We start from the raw sequence: 18,121 nt of genomic DNA on the forward strand, positions 1-18,121 counted from the left end.
TGGATGGTCTGCACTGGGGCAAACTTCTTGGTCATACTTTGGTTCTGAATCTGGTCTCGTCGCAGGTCCTGTTCCCTCCGTCCCGTACCACCGTATTCGGTGATCTTCTTCGGAGATCGAGTGGCCGCCGCGTAATTACTCTGCCGCGATAGCAGAGACATCCTGACCAGAAGCTGCCATGATCGCCTTCACGATGTTATGGTAGCCGGTACAGCGGCACAGGTTGCCTTCGAGATAGTCACGAATTTCCTGTTCGCTCGGTTTTGGGTTGTCTTTCAGCAAGGCGGCTGCAGACATCACCATTCCCGGCGTGCAAAAGCCGCATTGCAGACCATGGTGGTCCTGAAAAGCCTGCTGAATGGTATTGAGCGTGCCATCCGGGGCCGCCTGCCCTTCGATGGTCGCGATATCCGCGCCTTCGGCTTCGGCAGCCAGCATGGTGCAGGATTTCACCGCCTTGCCGTCGACATGCACGACACAAGCGCCGCATTGGCTGGTGTCACAGCCGACATGGGTACCCGTCAACCCCAGTTCTTCTCTCAGAAAACCGGACAGAAGCGTTCGCCCCTCGACCTCTCCGCTCGCAGTCCGACCGTTTACGGTCATTGTGACTTTCACCATCAGCGCCTCCCTTGGCTCGTGTTAACTCGCTTGCAGAAGTTAAACACGGGCCTGTTGCCTGCGCGAAGCACTAATCGCACCAGCCGCGACTAAAGTCGCAGTTGCAGTTGCACTCTGCAAACGAAGTCAGAGGTTGCTGCGACGCGGACGCGGGCGTGTCGGGATTTCCTTCAGCAGGCCCCCGACGCCCATTCCAGCGATATCGGCGCTGCTGACCTCCAAGCCGCATATCAATCGCTCCAGTACCCAATCCGCGCCGTTGAGCGCAGGCGAGCGCGCGCAACCCGGCAGCCCTAACACTGGACGACCAGCCAGATGTCCCAGGAACAGCAGGTTACCGGGATCGACCGGCATGCCAAACCGCAGCACCCCGCCGCCTGCGCGACGCAGGGCTTCGGGGGCCACATCCAACGGGTCAGATGTAGCCGATCCGGTGAGCACCATAAGGAGATCGCTATCTGCACTGGCAGCTTTTAGGGCGCCGGCCAGTTCGGCCTCGCGGTGGGGCACCACCTGCCGGGGGCTCATGACCATGTCAAAACGGTCCAAGCGCCCGATCATGGACGCACGCCCCTTGTCCGATGGAATGTCATCACTGGTGCGGGTTTCAATCAATGTCGCACGACGCAGCTGAGGAGGGATCAGGCTGATTGCGCCTGCCACATCACGGGTAGCAGCTTCCAGAGCGATATTCGGCACGGCATAGGAAATTATCTTCACCGTAGCGACCATGCTGCCAGGATCTGCGCGATGATAGTCAGGCACAGTTGCCAGCGTGATCATCGGATCAACCGCGTTCAGCGCATTTATCCGCGCCGCATCGACTCTGATCAAACCGGGGCCAAGCGCATGGAGGTTCACCCGCCCCGCTCCGGCACCTGAAATACGCAGGCCACGCGCCTGCGGGTCGGGCAACAGTGCCTCGGCAAGGTGTTCAGCGGCGCGGTCCTCATGAATGTCGCCAGGTTCAAGCTGCGCCACAATCAGCGCGCTATGGCCAGCTGCGGCAAGGTCGGCCAGATCGGGCGCAGCCAATCGGGTGCCCTTGGCGATACGGCGATCCGCTCCTTGGAGCGAATGGGCCAGATAGCAGCCCGAAGCCTGAGAAAGCGGCACCTCACCAAAAATCATATCTTGCGACCGCGCAGCACCGCCGTCATCTCGGAAATAATGGACACTGCGATCTCTGCGGGGCCAGCTGCACCGATATTGAGGCCAATAGGCCCGTTAATACGCTCAATGGTGCTGGCATCAAATCCTGCATCCTGCATGCGCGCGACCCGTTTGGCATGGGTGCGGGATGATCCTAACGCCCCGATATAGAAACATGGCCCGCGCAGGGCAGCCTCCAGTGCAGGATCGTCAATCTTGGGATCATGGGTTAGCAAGACAACGGCGCTGCGGGCATCAGGAGCAAGGCGCGCCATCGCCTCATCCGGCCAATCCTCCACCAGTGTCTCACCGGGAAAGCGTTCAGGGGAGGCAAAGGCAGCGCGCGGATCAATGATAACCGGATCATATCCCGCGATCCGCGCCATCGGGACCAGCGCCTGCGCGATATGCACAGCGCCCACCACAATGAGCCGCAGTGGAGGATTGTGAATGGCGACAAATGTCGTGCCATCCTCTTCCACCCCGGAGCGATCCATGCGCATCCGTTCGACGTGGGTGTCGCTCTCCAACCGGCCTAGGCCTGTCTCGAGATCGACCACATAAGCCACGGCGCGACGTTCAGCGCGGGCCACGACAAGATCAGCCAGCACCGTTTCAGGCAATGTGCCGCCAATAGGTTCGACCAGAATGCGAATAGTGCCACCGCAGGCCAGCCCCACAGCAAACGCATCCTCGTCGCTGACACCAAACTCCAGAACCTGATGGTGGCCAGTATTGATTGCCTCCTGAGCGGCAACGATCACCGCGCCTTCAACACAGCCACCCGAGACAGAGCCTTCGATACGTCCATCGCTGGCAACCACCAGCTGCGACCCCGTGCGACGAGGAGCTGACCCCCATGTTTCCACCACTGTTGCCAGCGCAGCGCCCTGCCCCGCCGCCTTACCGGCGCAATGCCAGTCAAGCGCAGTTTCAGGAATGTTATCAAAACGCTGCAAGCTCGGCGTAGTCATTTGGATCCTTCGGGGTTGGGTCGCAATCGTCACGTAGTACACGAAAAGAAATACCAGGCGGTCGGAACACCGGATGGAGGCCTGGCCAATCTAGCTTAACTCTGGAGCGCCCCGAACGGGATCACAAATACGGTGCAAGCCCTGAGACTTTGGTCGCAAAATTTGAGCATGACCCTAGTGATGGACCCGACTTGCGGATCCAAGCCGCCCATCATCTGACTGCGATCACTTCAATTTGGAGAGCTTGTCCTGCAATTCTGCAAGTTGACGCTTGATATCGTCCAGCCCATCGCCGCCCTTGTCGCTATCAGCCTCGCTTGGTGCTGTACCACCTGTGGGCCAGCTCCCAGAAAAGCCACCAGTCATTGCCTTCAGAAATGCTTCCTGCTGTGCTTTGATCGCCTCAAACCCCGGCATCTGGGCCATCGGATTCATCGCGCTCATGTTCTCAACCATCTTGCTTTGGTTCTCGCGCAACATGTCGAATGAGCTTTGCAGGAACTGAGGCATAACACCGCCACCGGGAACCATGTAGCTGCGCACCAGATCGTTGAGCACATTGACCGGCAGGATATTTTCACCACGGCTTTCGTGTTCGGCGATGATTTGTAGTAGATACTGACGTGTCAGGTCATCGCCCGTCTTCAGATCGACAATCTGGACTTCGCGGCCCTCTCGGATGAACCCGGCAATATCCTCAAGCGTAACGTAGTCGCTGGTCTCGGTATTATAGAGCCGACGGCTGGCATATCGTTTGATCAACAAGGGTTTATCCTTATCCGACATGTCACTTCTCCCCAGACATGATGCATTGCAGCAAAGCCTATGCGAGCGCAGAACAAAAGGGAAGCGTTACGCCAAACCGCGCAACAATTGATCGTCGGATCCAATATCATCTGACAAAACGACCGCATCCACATGAGGCAATCACCCCGGTCATGCAGATACGAAAAAGGGGCAGGTCATGTGACCTGCCCCTTTCGGTACAAAGAGATGCCATCGGGAGGAGTGCGAAATCTCTTTGCGAGTTCTAATAGCGCTTACTTAGCAGCTGCTTTTTTCGCAGCGGAAGTCACATCATCAGTGGCCTTCTTGACAGCGGCAGACGCCTCTTCGGAGATGTCTTTGCCAGCCGACATCAGCAGCTCAACCGTGTCCATCTGAACTTTTTTGGCAACTTCAGCGAAGGCAGCCATGTTTTCAGCAGCCACTTCAGCGGAAGCGGAGGCGAAATCAGTTGCGGCCTTTGCGTAGTCAGCAGGCTCTGCCTGAGCTTTGGAAACGCTGCCCAGCTTGGTCAGGGTTTCTTTGGCCCAGCTGTTGGAAATCTCAGCGGATTTCTCAGCGGCCTGCAGGGCAACAGTGGACAGTTTTTCGTTCAGAGCTGCAGTGCTCTTGAACGCGTCTTCCATCGCGCTTGTGTCAACTGGGAATGCACCCATCATGTCTTTCATCATCGCGGTAAAATCTTGGGTCTTAGCCATAGTACTAGTTCCTCTTGGTTACGCGGCCAGATCCTGATGCCGCCTTCGCATGAGATCAATATTATTTCTGCGTCGCAGCATTTCAAGATATTTATTGCTGCGGCGCAGAAAATTTTCCAAAGTCATTACAAATCAGCCGCTTACTGCCTGTCTCGCCTTAACGCGCACATAGTCGCCCGGCGCTGAGGTCAACGGAGGATGCTGCGAATCGCCGGGATCGCGCGCCGGAATCTGCTTGCCAGAACGCTTGGAGAGCCAGGTTTCCCAGCGCGGCCACCAGGAACCTTCGTGGAAGCTAGCCCCCTCCATCCACGCATCGGGAACGCCTTTAAGGCTGGTATTGGTGTAGTGGCCATATTTGTTGCGGGTCGGCGGGTTAACGATGCCCGCGATATGCCCTGACTGCGCCACCACAAAGGTTTTAGAGCGGGACCCCATCTGTTGCACACCGCGATAGCAATCTTTCCAACGAGCGATGTGGTCGGTCTCGCAAGTAATGGCCATCACGGGCACGGTCACGTCACGCACATGCAGCGTGTGGCCCATCAACTCAAAGCCATCGTTGACAAATTCATTGCGCTGACACAGGCCACGCAGATACTCCATCGCCATCCGCCCCGGCAGGTTTGCGCCATCCCCGTTCCAATACAGGAGATCAAAGGCAGGTGGAGTTTCCCCCATCATGTAACTGCGGATTGCCGGGCCATAGACCAAGTCATTTGACCGTAGATAGGAGAAAGTCCGCGCCATGATGTAAGACCGCAGCAACCCGTTGGCGTTGACCTCCTCCTCAATGCCATCGATGAAATCGTTTTGGAGAAAGGGCGTGAACTCTCCTTGGTCAGAGAAATCGGTCAGTGCGGTAAAGAAGGTCGCAGACTTCACCGAAGTGTCGCCGCGTTGTTTCATCAAAGACAGCGTCAGGCTGAGCGTGGTGCCCGCGATGCAATAGCCAACCGCATTAACCTGTTTCACATTGCAGATCGACCTGACGGTTTCAATTGCGGTCAAGAACCCCTTATCGACATAATCGTCTAAACCCAGGTCGGCGTGTTCTGGGCCGGGGTTCAGCCAGGAGACAACAAAGAGCGTATAGCCCTGCTCGGTGACCCATTTGATCAGGCTGTTCTGAGCCTTGAGATCAAGGATGTAGAATTTGTTGATCCAGGGCGGGAATAGTATGATCGGAATGTCATGCACGGTTTCGGTTGTGGGGTGATATTGGATCAGCTCCATCATCTCATTGCGAAACACAACCTCACCGGGCGTCGTGGCGACATTTCGCCCTATTTCAAACGCGCTCTCGTCGGCCAGCCGCACCACCAATTCGCCATCATTGGCTTCCAGATCAGCAACAAGATTTTCCAGCCCGTCGATCAGCGACTGGCCTTCGGTCTCCACCGCTTTTTCCAGCGCGTCGGGGTTCGTCGCCAGAAAATTCGTGGGGGCCATCATCTGCACAATCTGATCGGCAAAATAGCCAAGTCGACGTTTGTCGATATCTTCCAGATCCTCGACCTCAGCCACTGCGGCCTGGATCATCTCAGCATTGGTCAGATACTGTTGTTTGACATAGTGAAAATATGGGTTGGTCTGCCACATCGGATTGGCAAAGCGACGGTCAGCGGGTTTTGGCTTTTCCGCGATACCCGTGCAGCCGCTCTCCATCGATTTCGTCATCAATGAATGGGCTTCTGCGAAATTCACCACCGCCTGCCCCCAATAAGACACTTGTTTTTCCAACAGCTTACCTGGGTTCTGGGCCATCTCCGACCAATACGCAGTTGCTGCACGTGCGAATAACTCCTGATTCGGACCATCCAATGACTTGGGGTGAGATTTTTTCTGAGCCAGAACATCCATCAGGCGTTTCGATAGTTGCTCAACTTGCTCCATATTTTTCTTAATTCGTTCAATATGTTCCGGCGAGACCGCTGGGTCCGCGCTGTCACTTGTTGTCATCTTAACAAATCCCCCGTAATCTTTCTGCTATGCAGAATACCGTCCGCCCATCATACGACAAAGCCGTGAAACCTCCGATGGGCTGTGACACAACCGCACGTGGATTCAGATCGGATCTGGGCGGCCAACGCAATGGAGATATAACATGCGTTACATGATGTCGTACGATCTGATGGAAACGATGCGCAACACAAACCAGTGGCTTGGCGCAACGGCCCTATCGATGGCGTCCAACCCCGCCTTTGCCGCAATCCCCAATCCCGCACTAAGCTGGATGGCCGCCTGGGGTGAGGTAACAGAGCGCAGTTATCAGCGTATGGTGACCAAACCAGACTGGGGCATCTATACCCAGACCTGTGCTGATGGCCGCGATCACGTGGTCGAAATCGACACCGTCGTCGAACGCCCATTTGGCGACTTGATCCATTTCCGCGTGGCAGGCCGAGCCGAACAGCCGCGCAAGGTTTTGTTGGTGGCTCCGATGTCTGGTCACTATGCAACTCTGCTGCGGTCGACCGTAAAAAGCCTGATTGAAAATTGCGAAGTCTATGTCACCGACTGGCACAACGCACGCGACATTCCGGTGTCGGCCGGCAAGTTCGATATCGAAGACTACACACTATACCTGGTTGATTTCATGCGTGAAATGGGTCCGGACACCCATGTCATAGCTGTCTGCCAACCAGCACCGCTGACACTGGCGGCGACGGCCTATCTGGCGGAGCAGGATCCCGACGCGCAGCCTTGCTCGCTAACGCTGATCGGCGGGCCAGTGGATCCCGATGCAACCCCAACGGATGTCACTGATTTTGGTCGCCGTGTGACCATGGGCCAGCTTGAAGAGACAATGATCCAGCGCGTCGGTTTCAAATACAAAGGCGTCGGCCGCAAGGTCTATCCCGGGCTGCTGCAGTTATCGTCCTTCATGTCGATGAACGGCGAACGGCATTCCAAGGCCTTTATGGATCAGATCCAACGGGTCAGCCGCGGCGAAGCCTCTGACCATGATGCCCACAACCGCTTCTACGATGAATACCTCGCAGTTATGGATATGACAGCGGAATTCTACCTCTCGACGGTGGAACGTGTGTTCAAGGGGGGCGAGATTGCAAGCAACGACTTTGTCGTCGCAGGCCACAAGGTCGATATTGGCAAAATCACCAATGTGGCGGTGAAAACCGTAGAAGGCGCCAACGACGATATCTCAGCCCCCGGTCAGTGTATTGCGGCATTAGATCTCTGCACCGGCCTGCCCGAGGAGAAAAAGGCCAGCCATGTCGAACCCGGGGCGGGACATTATGGCATATTTGCCGGGCGCAGCTGGCGCGATAACATCCGCCCGTTGGTTATCGAATTCATGAACGCCAACGCTCGCAAACCGCGCACCCCCGCGGCCAAACGCGCCAAGATTTCCGCCTGAGACGCATTGCTGCGCCCAGCTGGAAGTTGGGCGCAAATCACAAAGTGAGGGACACCCTGAATGGCTGGTCCGCTGAATTTCGCCTGCGATTGTGGACAGATCCGAGGTGAGCTGTCGCAAGATGCCCAAAAGGCCGGTACGCGCATTGTTTGCTTCTGTCCTGATTGCCGCGCAAACGAGATCTATCATAAGCAACCCGACCCGGCCCCCGGCCCGGTTGACCTGTTCCAGGTCAACCCTGATGGGCTCAAGTTCCATCAAGGGCAGGGATTACTGCGTGTGATGCGGCTGAGTCCTAAGGGGCTGCATCGCTGGTATGCTGGCTGTTGCGGCACCCCGATGGCCAACACACTGGCGAAACCCACGCTGCCTTTCGCCGGGATGCGGTCGGACCGGTTTGCCGACAAGGACGCACTTGGCAAGATCCGCACCCGCGCCTTTGTGAAAAAAACCGGAAAACAGCCCCGGACCGAGGGGGCTATTCGGATGGTGATTTCGCTGCTCAGCCGGATGATTTCCGCCCGCCTGTCTGGTCGCTGGAAAGAGACACCATTCTTTAACGTCGAAAACGGCACGCCGACATCAACGCCAATGGTAATCAGCAAAGAAGAACGTGCGGCGCTCTATCGCTGAGCACGGCAACTTGCTGTTTTCCATGTTCTGGCATAGCTATCGGCTGGAGTAACCTACAGGCGGAAGCCGTTGAGTTAATTTGATTTCAACGGATTCGTCAGAGTGAGCGGCGGTAAGCCGTTTGATGTCGCGGGTGGCGTGCCGCCAACCTCAGATATGGTCCGTGTATGTGTCTGCCCCTGAACCGGAGCCGTTGATACGCTGCTTTCCACATCCGACTGGCGCGGATCAACCTCTGCAAGCCATTCCGCGATGGCACTGGTCGCCAGATCCGGCTGTTCCAGGGTTGGAAGGTGACCTGCCTCTTCAATCACATGCAGGCGCGCGTTGGGCATCAGCGCCGCCATGAATTCATGTCGTTTCAGCGGCGTCAGCCGGTCCTGCGCCCCGCATAAAATCAGCGTCGGCGCTTTGCAGCGGCGCAGCGCTGCTTGCTGATCCGTGCGCCGTTGCAAGGCGCGCGCCTGTGCCACAAAGAGATCCGGCCCCAGCGCGCACCCCTGCTGATACACTGCATTCAGAACATCAAGCCGCTGTTGTGAGGGCGCAAGGCACTCCACCGGCAGACAATGCCGCAATACATCCTCCATTCGACCGCTGCGCGCCGCGATGATCAGTGGCTCCCACTCGGCTGCCTGTGCTGGTGTATCTGGCAACGGGCTGGTTGAGATCAAACACAGCCTTGTCACCCGATCTGGCGCACGGCGTAAGATCTCCATCGCGACGATGCCGCCCATCGACAAGCCAGCCAGCGCAAACCGGGGCGGCAATTGTGTCAACAGATGATCTGCTATTGTCTCTATCCGCGCACCGCCTACAAGCGGAGCAACCATGGTGGGCAAGACACCTGAGAGCGCGCGCAGCTGCGGCAAGAATACCTCAGCCGTGCCCATCAATCCCGGTAGCATCACCAAAGGCTCGAACCCGGAGGTCCCTGGAGTTGCTTCATGGTTATCGCAACCGCCCTGTACTGCGCCGCCTTGCTGATCTGTCACGTGCGTTCTACCTCTTTGATATGGCACAAGTAGATTTGGCAAGCACCCCAAGTCAGGATATCGGGGCCATAGCACTCCAATTCATGCCTACGACCCATACCCGTTCCAACGAAAGGCCCCTTCGTCAGACAGAGGCGAAAACGGGTTATGGGCAATCTCCCAGATATGATTGTCAGGTGCGCGAAAATACCCGATGGTACCGCCCCAAAACACCTCGCCGGCCGGGCGAAGCACCTTAGCTCCAGCAGCCTCAGCTTTTGCCAACAGCTCTGCGACCTCCTCCGCACTACGGGTATTATGGCTCAACGTCATCGCGCCAGTTCCCAACGCCTCCAACGGCAGCCCGATATCCTCAGCCAGCGCCGCCAGCGGATAAAGCCCGAGTGTCTGGGATATGAGATCAAAGGCAATGACTCCATCAGGGCTGTCAGCGCGTTTCCAGCCAAGCGCCTCATAGAAGGCAGCGGCTTGCCCCATATCATGCACACCGAGGGTGATCAGGCTGATGCGTTGTTCCATCGGTACTCTCCTGTTCGGGCTACGTCACATCCCATCGCCATTTCGTCAGACACAGGCCAATCCAATGTGGCAGGCCTCATAATAATCCAAAGCAGTGGCCAGAGGTTACATCGGAATTAGGCGAGTCTGCTTTGATCACTAGCCTAGCCGATCTTAGCCGCGCCAGATAGTCCCAGAACCTCGGCAACGGCCGTTTCGATCAACCTCAGACAAGTCGCGTCAGAGAACCGATGATCGGCGTCTTTTACCAACTCCAGACGCATGTCACTGCAAGTCGCGTGATCAAGAAGACGCAGTGCTGTTTCTGTACTGACAGCGGTGTCAGCAGTCCCTTGCAGGCAGCGTACCGGCATCGCCAAAACCAGCGGATCTCGCAGCACCAAATGAACACGCCCGTCTTCGATCATGTGTTTGGTGATCACATAAGGCTCCATGTAGTCGCTCGGCAGCTCTACCTGCCCGCGCAACTCCAGTTCTGCCTTTTGATCTTCGGTAAAATTGGCCCAATAGCCATCTTCGGTAAAGTCCGGTGCGGCAGCAATTGTGACCATGCCTACCACCCGCTCCGGCAGCGCGCGGGCCAACAGCAACGCCTGCCAGCCCCCCATGGACGAGCCAACCGGCAGGATCGGGCTGTTGGTCAATGCCTGTACCGCGGCCAGCGTATCCTGATGCCAGTCACCAATGCAGCCCTCCTCAAAACGGCCAGAACTCTCGCCGTGACCGGAATAGTCAAACCGCAGAAAACCAATGCCTCGCGCCTTGGCCCAAGCTTCCAGATGCACCGCTTTGGTACCCTCCATGTCAGATTTCAGCCCGCCTAGAAACACCACTGTTGGTACATCGGTAGCGCCTGTCGCGGCGGTAAGGTGATAGGCCAGACGGCGGCCCATCTTGGTGTCCAGAAATTGGGTCGTCCCCATGATATCCCCCTGCGGCGGCGCCATCAGTCAAATTGCGTTGCAGTCAGATTTGCCACGACGACAAGGCCACCGCAATGGATGTGTGTACCGGTTACCAAAGGTCTAGCAAGTACAGCCGCCATCTACATGCGCCAGATGCAGCCGCGCAACGCTGCGCAGCCTTATCCTAGTCATAGGGAGCCACCTCTTGCGACCGGCGGCCCTGCTGCCTACGGTCCGCGCGACTTAGGCGCCACCAACCGTAGAAAGCGGTCGGCGTCGCTGAGACACTGCCCAATTTGGACCAGGAGCCATCCCCTTGACCCGCGCCCTTCGCCTCTTCTGCCTTGGTCTACTGTGCCTGTTAATCCTTCTGGCCACCATCTGGGGCACGATGGCGCTGTGGTATCGCTTGCCAGTTGACAGTCTGTGGCGCACAGCTGCGGCGTCGGGATTTGCTGGATTGGGTCTGGCCACGCTGTGGGCGCTGATCCGTGGACGCGCGCTGCGCGGGCTTGCTACCTTTTGTCTGGCGCTGGCCGCCGTGATCTGGTGGTGGGGCAGCCTGACCCCGCCAGCCGATGCCAATTGGTCACCTGATGTCGCCCGGCAGGTTACCGGCACCCGCGATGGTGATATCCTGACTTTAACCAATGTGCGTAACTTTGACTGGCGCACCCCCACTGATTTCACAGCTCGCTGGGACAACCGCAGCTATGATCTGAGCCAACTGCAGAGCATCGATCTTTTTATGTCCTATTGGGCTGGACCGGAGATGGCCCATATGGTGGTCAGCTTTGGTTTTGCAGATGGCGAGCATATCGCTTGGTCGGTTGAGGTACGGCGACAGGTCGGCGGCGAGTTCTCACCGATTGCAGATTTGTTCAAAACCAATACCTTGGTGCTGATCGCAGCTGATGAGCGCGACGTGATTGGAACCCGCACCAATGCCCGAGGCGAAGATGTACAGTTGTTTCGCATCAAGGCCGATCCCGAAACTGCCCGCACCTTGCTGATGCAATATGTCGACGCCGCCAATGGGCTGGCCCAACGGCCCCAATGGTACAATTCGCTGACCAAAAACTGTACCACTGTTGTGATGACGATGATCCGCACCATTGTTCAGGACGTGCCGCTGGATTGGCGGCTGCTGGCCAATGGCTACCTGCCCGAATACGCCCATGATCAGGGCGTTCTGGCCCAATCATTCAGCACCGAGGAGCTGCGCAAACTGGGTAGCATCACGGCAATGGCGCAAGCGATGGGCATCACAGATCAATACTCCGCAGTGATCCGCGAAGGCGTTCCAGTTCCGGCGCCCTGATCAACCTGTCTATATCTATCGGTGTCGTCTGGCAGAAAATATTTGGGTCAGCCTGAGGGGTTAGCCCCTCGCCCGCTTGACAGCCTCGCCGACCCCTGCCAAACGGACCAAACACCATAACCCGCAACCGGGCGTTCTGTGGGCGCCAAACCGACGAGGAGCAGCCAATATGGCCCAGATCTCACTCACCTTCCCCGATGGCAATGCACGATCCTACGACGCAGGCATAACCGCCGCCGAGGTCGCTTCTTCCATCTCCACGTCTCTGGCCAAAAAGGCGATCTCTGCCACCGTGAACGGTGCGCATTGGGATCTGCAATGGCCCATTGATGCTGACGCCTCCATCGCGATTCACACCATGAAGGACGAAGAACAGGCCAATGAACTGATCCGTCACGACCTGGCGCATATCATGGCCCGCGCGGTGCAGGAAATCTGGCCCGACACCAAGGTCACCATTGGCCCGGTCATTGATAATGGCTGGTACTACGACTTTGATCGCGTCGCCCCCTTCACCCCCGAAGATCTCGGCGCGATCGAGAAAAAAATGAAAGAGATCATCAACAAGCGTGATGCCGTACGTACCGAGGTGTGGGACCGCGACCGCGCGATCCAGCACTACGCCGACAATGATGAACCCTATAAGGTCGAGCTGATCGAAAGCATCCCCGGCGATGAACCACTTCGGATGTATTGGCATGGTGACTGGCAGGATCTCTGCCGCGGACCACACCTGCAGCACACCGGCCAACTGCCGGGTGACGCGTTCAAGCTGATGTCCGTGGCTGGGGCCTACTGGCGTGGCGACAGCGACCGCGCTATGTTACAACGGATCTATGGCGTGGCCTTCACCGGCAAAGAGAAGCTGAAAGCCCACCTGACTATGCTGGAAGAGGCCGCCAAACGCGACCACCGCAAGCTGGGCCGCGAGATGGACCTGTTCCACTTCGAAGAAGTCGCACCGGGATCTGTCTTCTGGCACCCCGGCGGTTGGCGCGTATTCCAGACGCTGATTGCTTACATGCGTCGCCGTCAGGAAAAAGCTGGCTACGTTGAGGTAAACACACCCGATATCATGGACCGCGCCCTTTGGGAGACCTCGGGCCATTGGTTCAACTACATGGAAAACATGTTTTTGGCCAAAACCCATGACGAGCGGGACTATGCGCTCAAGCCGATGAACTGCCCCGGTCATATGATGGTTTATAACCATGCGCTGCGCAGCTATCGCGAACTGCCGATGAAGATAGCGGAGTTTGGCAAGGTGCACCGCTATGAGCCCTCGGGGGCGCTGCACGGGCTTTTGCGCGTCCGAAGCTTTACCCAGGACGACGCGCACATCTATTGCACCCCCGAGCAGCTGACTGACGAATGCCTCAAGGTCAACGACCTGATCCTGTCGATCTACAAGGACTTCGGCTTTGAGGATGTGCACGTCAAACTGTCAACCCGACCTGAAAACCGTATCGGCAGTGATGAAAGCTGGGATCTGTCAGAGGGCGCGCTGAAAACCGCCCTTGATCGGGCCGAAATGAGCTACACGATCTTCGAAGGCGAAGGTGCGTTCTACGGACCCAAGCTGGAATATGTTCTGCGTGACGCAATTGGCCGTGATTGGCAGTGCGGCACCCTGCAGGTGGACTACAACCTGCCGGAACGCTTTGGTTCGACCTATGTCAGCCCAGCAGGTGAAAAACTGGCCCCCGTCATGTTGCACCGTGCGCTCTTTGGGTCGCTTGAACGCTTTATCGGTATTCTGATCGAAAACTGGGAAGGCAAACTGCCCTTCTGGCTTGCCCCGCGCCAAGTCGTCGTAGCCTCGATCACATCAGAGGCCGACGATTACGTGAACGAAGTGGTTGAAACCCTACGCGCCGTTGGCGTGCAGGCCGAGGCGGATATCCGCAACGAGAAGATCAACTACAAGGTTCGGGAACATTCGCTGAGCAAAGTGCCTGTTATCCTGGCCGTTGGTCACCGAGAAGTAGAAGAGCGCACCGTCTCAGTGCGCCGGCTTGGTGAAAAACAGACCAAGGTGGAAACACTGGATGCTGTAACAAAAACCCTGTCGGTTGACGCAACTCCGCCGGACCTTCTGTAACATTTCCGCGGTCTTTTGCTGATCCTCTACCGATTTACCGGCCCCCACTTGCGGGGCCGGTTTCTTTTTGCGCATGGTTTTAAGGGTTCGGCAGCCAATCGACTGTAATAAACAGTCACGGATGCTGACGCCCGCGTGAGACACAGGCTCGTGAATTCAAACACTTCTCGGGCTGAGCTAATGTCTCGTTAGTAACACCGCCCTCGCAATTAAATTCAAAGAAGGAAGACACACATGTCAAACACTGCAAAATCCCTCGCCGTCGCTGGTGCCGTTGCTGCCGCACTGACCTCTGCAATGGTCACACCGGCTGCCGCCCAGTCGAAAGAGAAGTGCTATGGCGTCTCCCTGGCGGGTCAGAATGATTGCGCCGCCGGCCCCGGCACCACCTGCGCAGGCACCTCCACCGTTGACTATCAGGGTAACGCCTGGACCCTGGTTGACGCGGGTAGCTGCGAAGGTATGGATCTGCCCGAGATGGCGGATGGTTCCGACCGCAACGGCTCACTCGAGCCGCTGGAGCGTGACCTGCCTGCATAAGTCAGGTTAGAGTATCAGGGCGGGAGGATATCTCCCGCCCTTTTTGTAGCTGATCATAGGTCTCACCATGCTGGATGCCGCCCTCTCCCTGCCCGCAGCAGCGGGTGTTGGTTACAAGCCGCAGCATTTTGCCGATATCCTTGCGGATGCCGGCCCGGTGAAATGGCTGGAGATCCACGCCGAGAACTACATGGGGGACGGTGGTCGCCCCATCGCGCAGCTGCGCCATCTGACGGAACAATTCGCCATGTCCGTCCATGGCGTTGGCCTGTCCATTGGCAGCGAAGGCCCGCTGGACAGTGATCATCTTGCACGGCTGAAACATCTGGTCGGCTGGCTCAATCCAGCCAGCTTCTCCGAGCATCTTGCCTGGTCCACACATGACAGCCATTTCTACAACGACCTGCTGCCCCTGCCCTATACTGATGCGACGTTGGCAAGGATCTGCGGCCATATCAATCTGGTCCAGGATACAATCGGACGTCGGATGCTGCTTGAGAACCCCTCAAGCTATCTCGCCTTCGCTGAGAGCACCTGGTCAGAACCCGAATTTCTGGCCGAGATTACCCGCCGCACCGGTTGCGGGCTGCTGCTTGATGTAAACAACGTCTTTGTCTCCGCCACCAATCTCGATTTCTCTCCTCAGGGCTACATTGATGCCTTCGCCCTGGATCACGTCGGCGAAATCCACCTTGGCGGCCATGACGAGGATGAGGATGACCATGGTCATCCCCTGCTGATCGACAGCCACGGGGCCGAGGTCGTGGACCCGGTCTGGGCGCTGTTGGATTACACGCTCGCGAAATCCGGCCCGAAACCTGTGCTTGTGGAATGGGATACCGATGTTCCCGAATGGCAAGTTCTGGCAGCAGAGGCAACCCGTGCGGCAACCGCGCTGGAGCATGTCCCGGCATGAGCGTCAGTCAGACAGAGTTTACCCGCGCGATGATGGACGCAGGACAACCGGTGCCACAAGATCTACAAGACCATCTGAATCAACCTGCTGGGCGGCGCTTCAGTGTCTATCGCAACAACATCGCGGTCTCCCTGACCGAGGCAATGCATACTGGTTTTCCAATCATCACCAAGCTGCTGGGCAAGCAGAACATCGATGGTCTGGCCGGGATGTACTTGCGTGCGCATCCGCCAACATCACCGCTCATGATGCACTATGGATCAGAGTTTCCTGCCTTTCTGGCCAATATGGAACAGCTCAGCCACTTGGGGTATCTCCCCGATATGGCGCGGTTAGAGCTTGCACGGCGCCGCGCCTATCATGCCGCCGATGCAACCACACTGGATCCTGCTCAGCTGGGCGCGTTGGCACCCGAGGAACTGATGGCCACCGGCCTGCACCTTGCCCCTGCTGTGATGGTGCTACGCTCGCGCTGGCCGATCTATGACATCTGGCGTTTCAACACAGAAGACAGCGCGCCAAAACCGCGACATATGGCACAAGATGTGCTGATTACACGTCCAGAGTTCGATCCACTAATCCAGGAGCTGCCACCGGGCGGCGCTGATTGGATATCCGCCATCACGGATGGCGCTTCGCTTGAAGCAGCGCTTGCAGATGTGCAGGCAGACCATCCCGACTTCGACCTTTCCACACCACTCGCCCTGTTGCTGCAAGGCGGTGCAATCATTGACCTAAATCGCAAAGGATAATCGATGCAGGCGCTTGTTTCCTCTTATACTTCCATCATTGGCAAGGCTGACAAGATGTCGGACTTCGTTGTCCCGACCCTGGCTCGCCTCGTTTTTGTGGCGGTGCTACTGGTCTATTATTGGAATTCCGCGGGGTTAAAGACCGACGGATCTATCTTCTCCCCCTCTGCCGGGGCGTTTGGCCAGATTTTCCCTCATGCCGCTGAAGCGGTGCTTTATGATGTGTCACAGCTCAACATCTTTCAGCGGCTGGTGATCTTTGCCGGGACCGTAGCAGAATATGTGCTGCCCGCATTAATCCTATTGGGGCTGCTGACACGCTTGGCAGCGCTTGGCACCATCGGCTTCATCTGGGTGCAGACGATTGTTGATGTCACCGGCCATGGCGTCAAACTAGGCAGCCTTTTTGACAATGCCATCGGTCTTGTTGATCAGCGGGTGATGTGGACTTTCCTATTGCTAGTGCTGGTATTCAAAGGTGCAGGCCCGCTGTCGCTTGACGCATTGGCGCGACGTGTAACCGCTCCGGCTGCGGCCTGACACCAGCCCGCAATATTTCAACAACAAAAGGCGCCCTGCATCAGCAGCGGCGCCTTTTTAGATCGCGTTCGACAGTCTCTAGAAATGCGCCTTAGGCTCATCGGGTTTGCCAGCCGCCAACGCCAACAGTCCAGCTAAGAACGCCATTGAGATCGGGAATATGGTAAAAACATTGAAGCCGAACCCGGCGTAAAATCCCGCCGCGGCAGCCAACAGCAACACTCCGCCCCAAAGCGCACGCGACACTGCCATAGCGCCCCCGGCTAGTGCCAGTATCGGCGAAGCGACCGCCAACAGGCGCAATTGGTCGACATTGTCGACCTGCTGGGCAATACCATCGATTTCACCAAAGTAATCTACGGCAGCCGTATAGCCATACCCCGCAAACCCTACGATCAGACCAAGCAACCCGGCCAGTACGCCAAGTATCAGAGCTGCATTGCGCATTCCGGCTCTCCTTAACTTCTTCCCAGATTACATGGGGCCGTTATCCATCAACGCCAAGGGCTGCCTTGGTTTTAGCATCCCATCCGAGATGCAGATCCTCGCCGGATTTGATCAGCGGGCGCTTCATCAGGGTAGGGTTTGCCGCCAACAGCGCCAACGGCTCGCCCGCGCGCTCGTCTTCGCTCATCCCGCGCCAGGTCGTGGAGCGTGTATTGACCAACCGGTCACCGAACTGTGCCAAGGCGGACTCAAGAATCGGCGTTGGCACGCCGTCAGCACGCACATCAACAAACTCCGCCTGCGGCAGCTGTTTCAATGCTTTGCGGCAGGTATCACAGGTCTTCAATCCGAAGATTTGCACGTTATTTCCTTTCCAGAGGAGGCGGCTCAACACAATTTATGGTAGAGTCACACTGTTTTTCTTGATTTTTACATGGTCCGTGCAAAAGTTAAAACCGGGTTGGGAAGACTTCCTCGACCTGTTCTGTCAGCAAGCTGCGTCAGGACCGATCATACCGCGCTGCATCGTGAAATTATCGTTGTTTAGCACGGCTCAATAACAAGAAGGAGACACGGGAACATGGCGAGTGGCACCGTGAAATGGTTTAACACAACCAAAGGTTATGGCTTTATCGAGCCTGAAGGCGGCGGCAAGGATGTATTTGTACACATCTCACAGGTTGAGCGATCAGGACTAACCGGTCTCGCGGATAATCAAAGAGTCGATTTCGAAATGACTGAAGGGCGCGACGGCCGCCAGATGGCCAGCGACATTCGACCCCAATGATACAATCAGGCTGCGCTAAGGCTGACCCTTAGGCGCAGCCAGCCTGCGACGT

At 57.1% G+C, this 18,121-nt stretch carries 20 protein-coding genes; 9 read left to right on the forward strand and 11 right to left on the reverse strand.

Annotated elements, in window-relative coordinates:
- Nucleotides 1-135: 135 nt before the first annotated feature.
- The 6 genes from ACEWZM_RS02420 to phaC all read right to left on the reverse strand — a co-directional run bounded on the left by ACEWZM_RS02420 (nucleotide 136) and on the right by phaC (nucleotide 6,193).
- Nucleotides 136-621, reverse strand: coding sequence for a (2Fe-2S)-binding protein (locus ACEWZM_RS02420; protein WP_414004928.1), 486 nt, complete (start codon nucleotides 619-621; stop codon nucleotides 136-138).
- Nucleotides 622-747: 126 nt separating this feature from the next.
- A complete protein-coding gene (locus ACEWZM_RS02425; RefSeq protein ID WP_414004929.1) occupies nucleotides 748-1,752 on the reverse strand; it encodes a molybdopterin-binding protein in 1,005 nt (334 codons plus the stop codon).
- A complete protein-coding gene (locus ACEWZM_RS02430) occupies nucleotides 1,749-2,747 on the reverse strand; it encodes an XdhC family protein (protein WP_414004930.1) in 999 nt (332 codons plus the stop codon). The genes ACEWZM_RS02425 and ACEWZM_RS02430 overlap by 4 nt, the downstream gene beginning before the upstream one ends.
- A gap of 225 nt (nucleotides 2,748-2,972) precedes the next feature.
- Nucleotides 2,973-3,533, reverse strand: a complete 561-nt coding sequence (gene phaR, locus ACEWZM_RS02435) for a polyhydroxyalkanoate synthesis repressor PhaR (protein ID WP_414004931.1) — start codon at nucleotides 3,531-3,533, stop codon at nucleotides 2,973-2,975.
- A gap of 254 nt (nucleotides 3,534-3,787) precedes the next feature.
- Nucleotides 3,788-4,231: a phasin, PhaP gene (locus ACEWZM_RS02440; protein ID WP_414004932.1), complete on the reverse strand. Its 444-nt coding sequence runs from the start codon at nucleotides 4,229-4,231 to the stop codon at nucleotides 3,788-3,790.
- A gap of 132 nt (nucleotides 4,232-4,363) precedes the next feature.
- Nucleotides 4,364-6,193 (reverse strand): class I poly(R)-hydroxyalkanoic acid synthase, encoded by a 1,830-nt coding sequence (gene phaC, locus ACEWZM_RS02445; protein WP_414004933.1) that lies wholly within the window; start codon nucleotides 6,191-6,193, stop codon nucleotides 4,364-4,366.
- A 145-nt stretch (nucleotides 6,194-6,338) separates the two neighbouring features.
- Between phaC and phaZ the strand changes: the two genes are divergently transcribed.
- Together phaZ and ACEWZM_RS02455 are read left to right on the forward strand one after the other, a co-directional pair.
- Nucleotides 6,339-7,613 carry a polyhydroxyalkanoate depolymerase gene (phaZ, locus tag ACEWZM_RS02450; RefSeq protein WP_414004934.1) on the forward strand — a complete coding sequence of 425 codons (1,275 nt, stop codon included), beginning with the start codon at nucleotides 6,339-6,341 and terminating at the stop codon, nucleotides 7,611-7,613.
- Nucleotides 7,614-7,673: 60 nt separating this feature from the next.
- Nucleotides 7,674-8,246 (forward strand): DUF6151 family protein, encoded by a 573-nt coding sequence (locus ACEWZM_RS02455; RefSeq protein WP_414004935.1) that lies wholly within the window; start codon nucleotides 7,674-7,676, stop codon nucleotides 8,244-8,246.
- A 74-nt stretch (nucleotides 8,247-8,320) separates the two neighbouring features.
- Here the strand turns inward: ACEWZM_RS02455 and ACEWZM_RS02460 are convergent, their stop codons facing one another.
- The 3 genes from ACEWZM_RS02460 to ACEWZM_RS02470 form a co-directional block, all read right to left on the reverse strand.
- Nucleotides 8,321-9,241, reverse strand: coding sequence for an alpha/beta fold hydrolase (locus ACEWZM_RS02460; protein ID WP_414004936.1), 921 nt, complete (start codon nucleotides 9,239-9,241; stop codon nucleotides 8,321-8,323).
- 87 nt (nucleotides 9,242-9,328) lie between these two features.
- Nucleotides 9,329-9,760, reverse strand: a complete 432-nt coding sequence (locus ACEWZM_RS02465) for a VOC family protein (RefSeq protein ID WP_414004937.1) — start codon at nucleotides 9,758-9,760, stop codon at nucleotides 9,329-9,331.
- Nucleotides 9,761-9,903: 143 nt separating this feature from the next.
- A complete protein-coding gene (locus ACEWZM_RS02470; RefSeq protein WP_414004938.1) occupies nucleotides 9,904-10,683 on the reverse strand; it encodes an alpha/beta hydrolase family protein in 780 nt (259 codons plus the stop codon).
- A gap of 298 nt (nucleotides 10,684-10,981) precedes the next feature.
- Between ACEWZM_RS02470 and ACEWZM_RS02475 the strand changes: the two genes are divergently transcribed.
- From ACEWZM_RS02475 to ACEWZM_RS02500, 6 genes are all read left to right on the forward strand, one after another.
- On the forward strand, nucleotides 10,982-11,986 hold the full coding sequence (locus ACEWZM_RS02475; protein ID WP_414004939.1) for an Lnb N-terminal periplasmic domain-containing protein: 1,005 nt from the start codon (nucleotides 10,982-10,984) through the stop codon (nucleotides 11,984-11,986).
- Nucleotides 11,987-12,155: 169 nt separating this feature from the next.
- Nucleotides 12,156-14,087 carry a threonine--tRNA ligase gene (gene thrS / locus ACEWZM_RS02480; RefSeq protein ID WP_414004940.1) on the forward strand — a complete coding sequence of 644 codons (1,932 nt, stop codon included), beginning with the start codon at nucleotides 12,156-12,158 and terminating at the stop codon, nucleotides 14,085-14,087.
- Nucleotides 14,088-14,321: 234 nt separating this feature from the next.
- Nucleotides 14,322-14,627 (forward strand): BufA1 family periplasmic bufferin-type metallophore, encoded by a 306-nt coding sequence (locus ACEWZM_RS02485; RefSeq protein ID WP_414004941.1) that lies wholly within the window; start codon nucleotides 14,322-14,324, stop codon nucleotides 14,625-14,627.
- Nucleotides 14,628-14,694: 67 nt separating this feature from the next.
- Nucleotides 14,695-15,543, forward strand: a complete 849-nt coding sequence (gene bufB, locus ACEWZM_RS02490; protein WP_414004942.1) for an MNIO family bufferin maturase — start codon at nucleotides 14,695-14,697, stop codon at nucleotides 15,541-15,543.
- A complete protein-coding gene (locus ACEWZM_RS02495) occupies nucleotides 15,540-16,295 on the forward strand; it encodes an HvfC/BufC family peptide modification chaperone (protein ID WP_414004943.1) in 756 nt (251 codons plus the stop codon). Before bufB ends, ACEWZM_RS02495 begins: the two co-directional genes overlap by 4 nt.
- A gap of 3 nt (nucleotides 16,296-16,298) precedes the next feature.
- On the forward strand, nucleotides 16,299-16,835 hold the full coding sequence (locus tag ACEWZM_RS02500) for a hypothetical protein (protein WP_414004944.1): 537 nt from the start codon (nucleotides 16,299-16,301) through the stop codon (nucleotides 16,833-16,835).
- A gap of 78 nt (nucleotides 16,836-16,913) precedes the next feature.
- Here ACEWZM_RS02500 and ACEWZM_RS02505 read toward each other — a convergent pair whose 3' ends face one another.
- Both ACEWZM_RS02505 and ACEWZM_RS02510 read right to left on the reverse strand, forming a co-directional pair.
- Nucleotides 16,914-17,282 (reverse strand): hypothetical protein, encoded by a 369-nt coding sequence (locus ACEWZM_RS02505; RefSeq protein WP_414004945.1) that lies wholly within the window; start codon nucleotides 17,280-17,282, stop codon nucleotides 16,914-16,916.
- Nucleotides 17,283-17,322: 40 nt separating this feature from the next.
- Nucleotides 17,323-17,643: an arsenate reductase family protein gene (locus ACEWZM_RS02510; RefSeq protein ID WP_414004946.1), complete on the reverse strand. Its 321-nt coding sequence runs from the start codon at nucleotides 17,641-17,643 to the stop codon at nucleotides 17,323-17,325.
- Nucleotides 17,644-17,862: 219 nt separating this feature from the next.
- Between ACEWZM_RS02510 and ACEWZM_RS02515 the strand changes: the two genes are divergently transcribed.
- Nucleotides 17,863-18,069 (forward strand): cold-shock protein, encoded by a 207-nt coding sequence (locus ACEWZM_RS02515; RefSeq protein ID WP_414004947.1) that lies wholly within the window; start codon nucleotides 17,863-17,865, stop codon nucleotides 18,067-18,069.
- Nucleotides 18,070-18,121 lie beyond the last annotated feature (52 nt).

The sequence above is a fragment of the Phaeobacter cretensis genome, from assembly GCF_047372505.1.
In the GTDB taxonomy this organism is placed as follows: Bacteria; Pseudomonadota; Alphaproteobacteria; order Rhodobacterales; family Rhodobacteraceae; genus Phaeobacter; species Phaeobacter cretensis.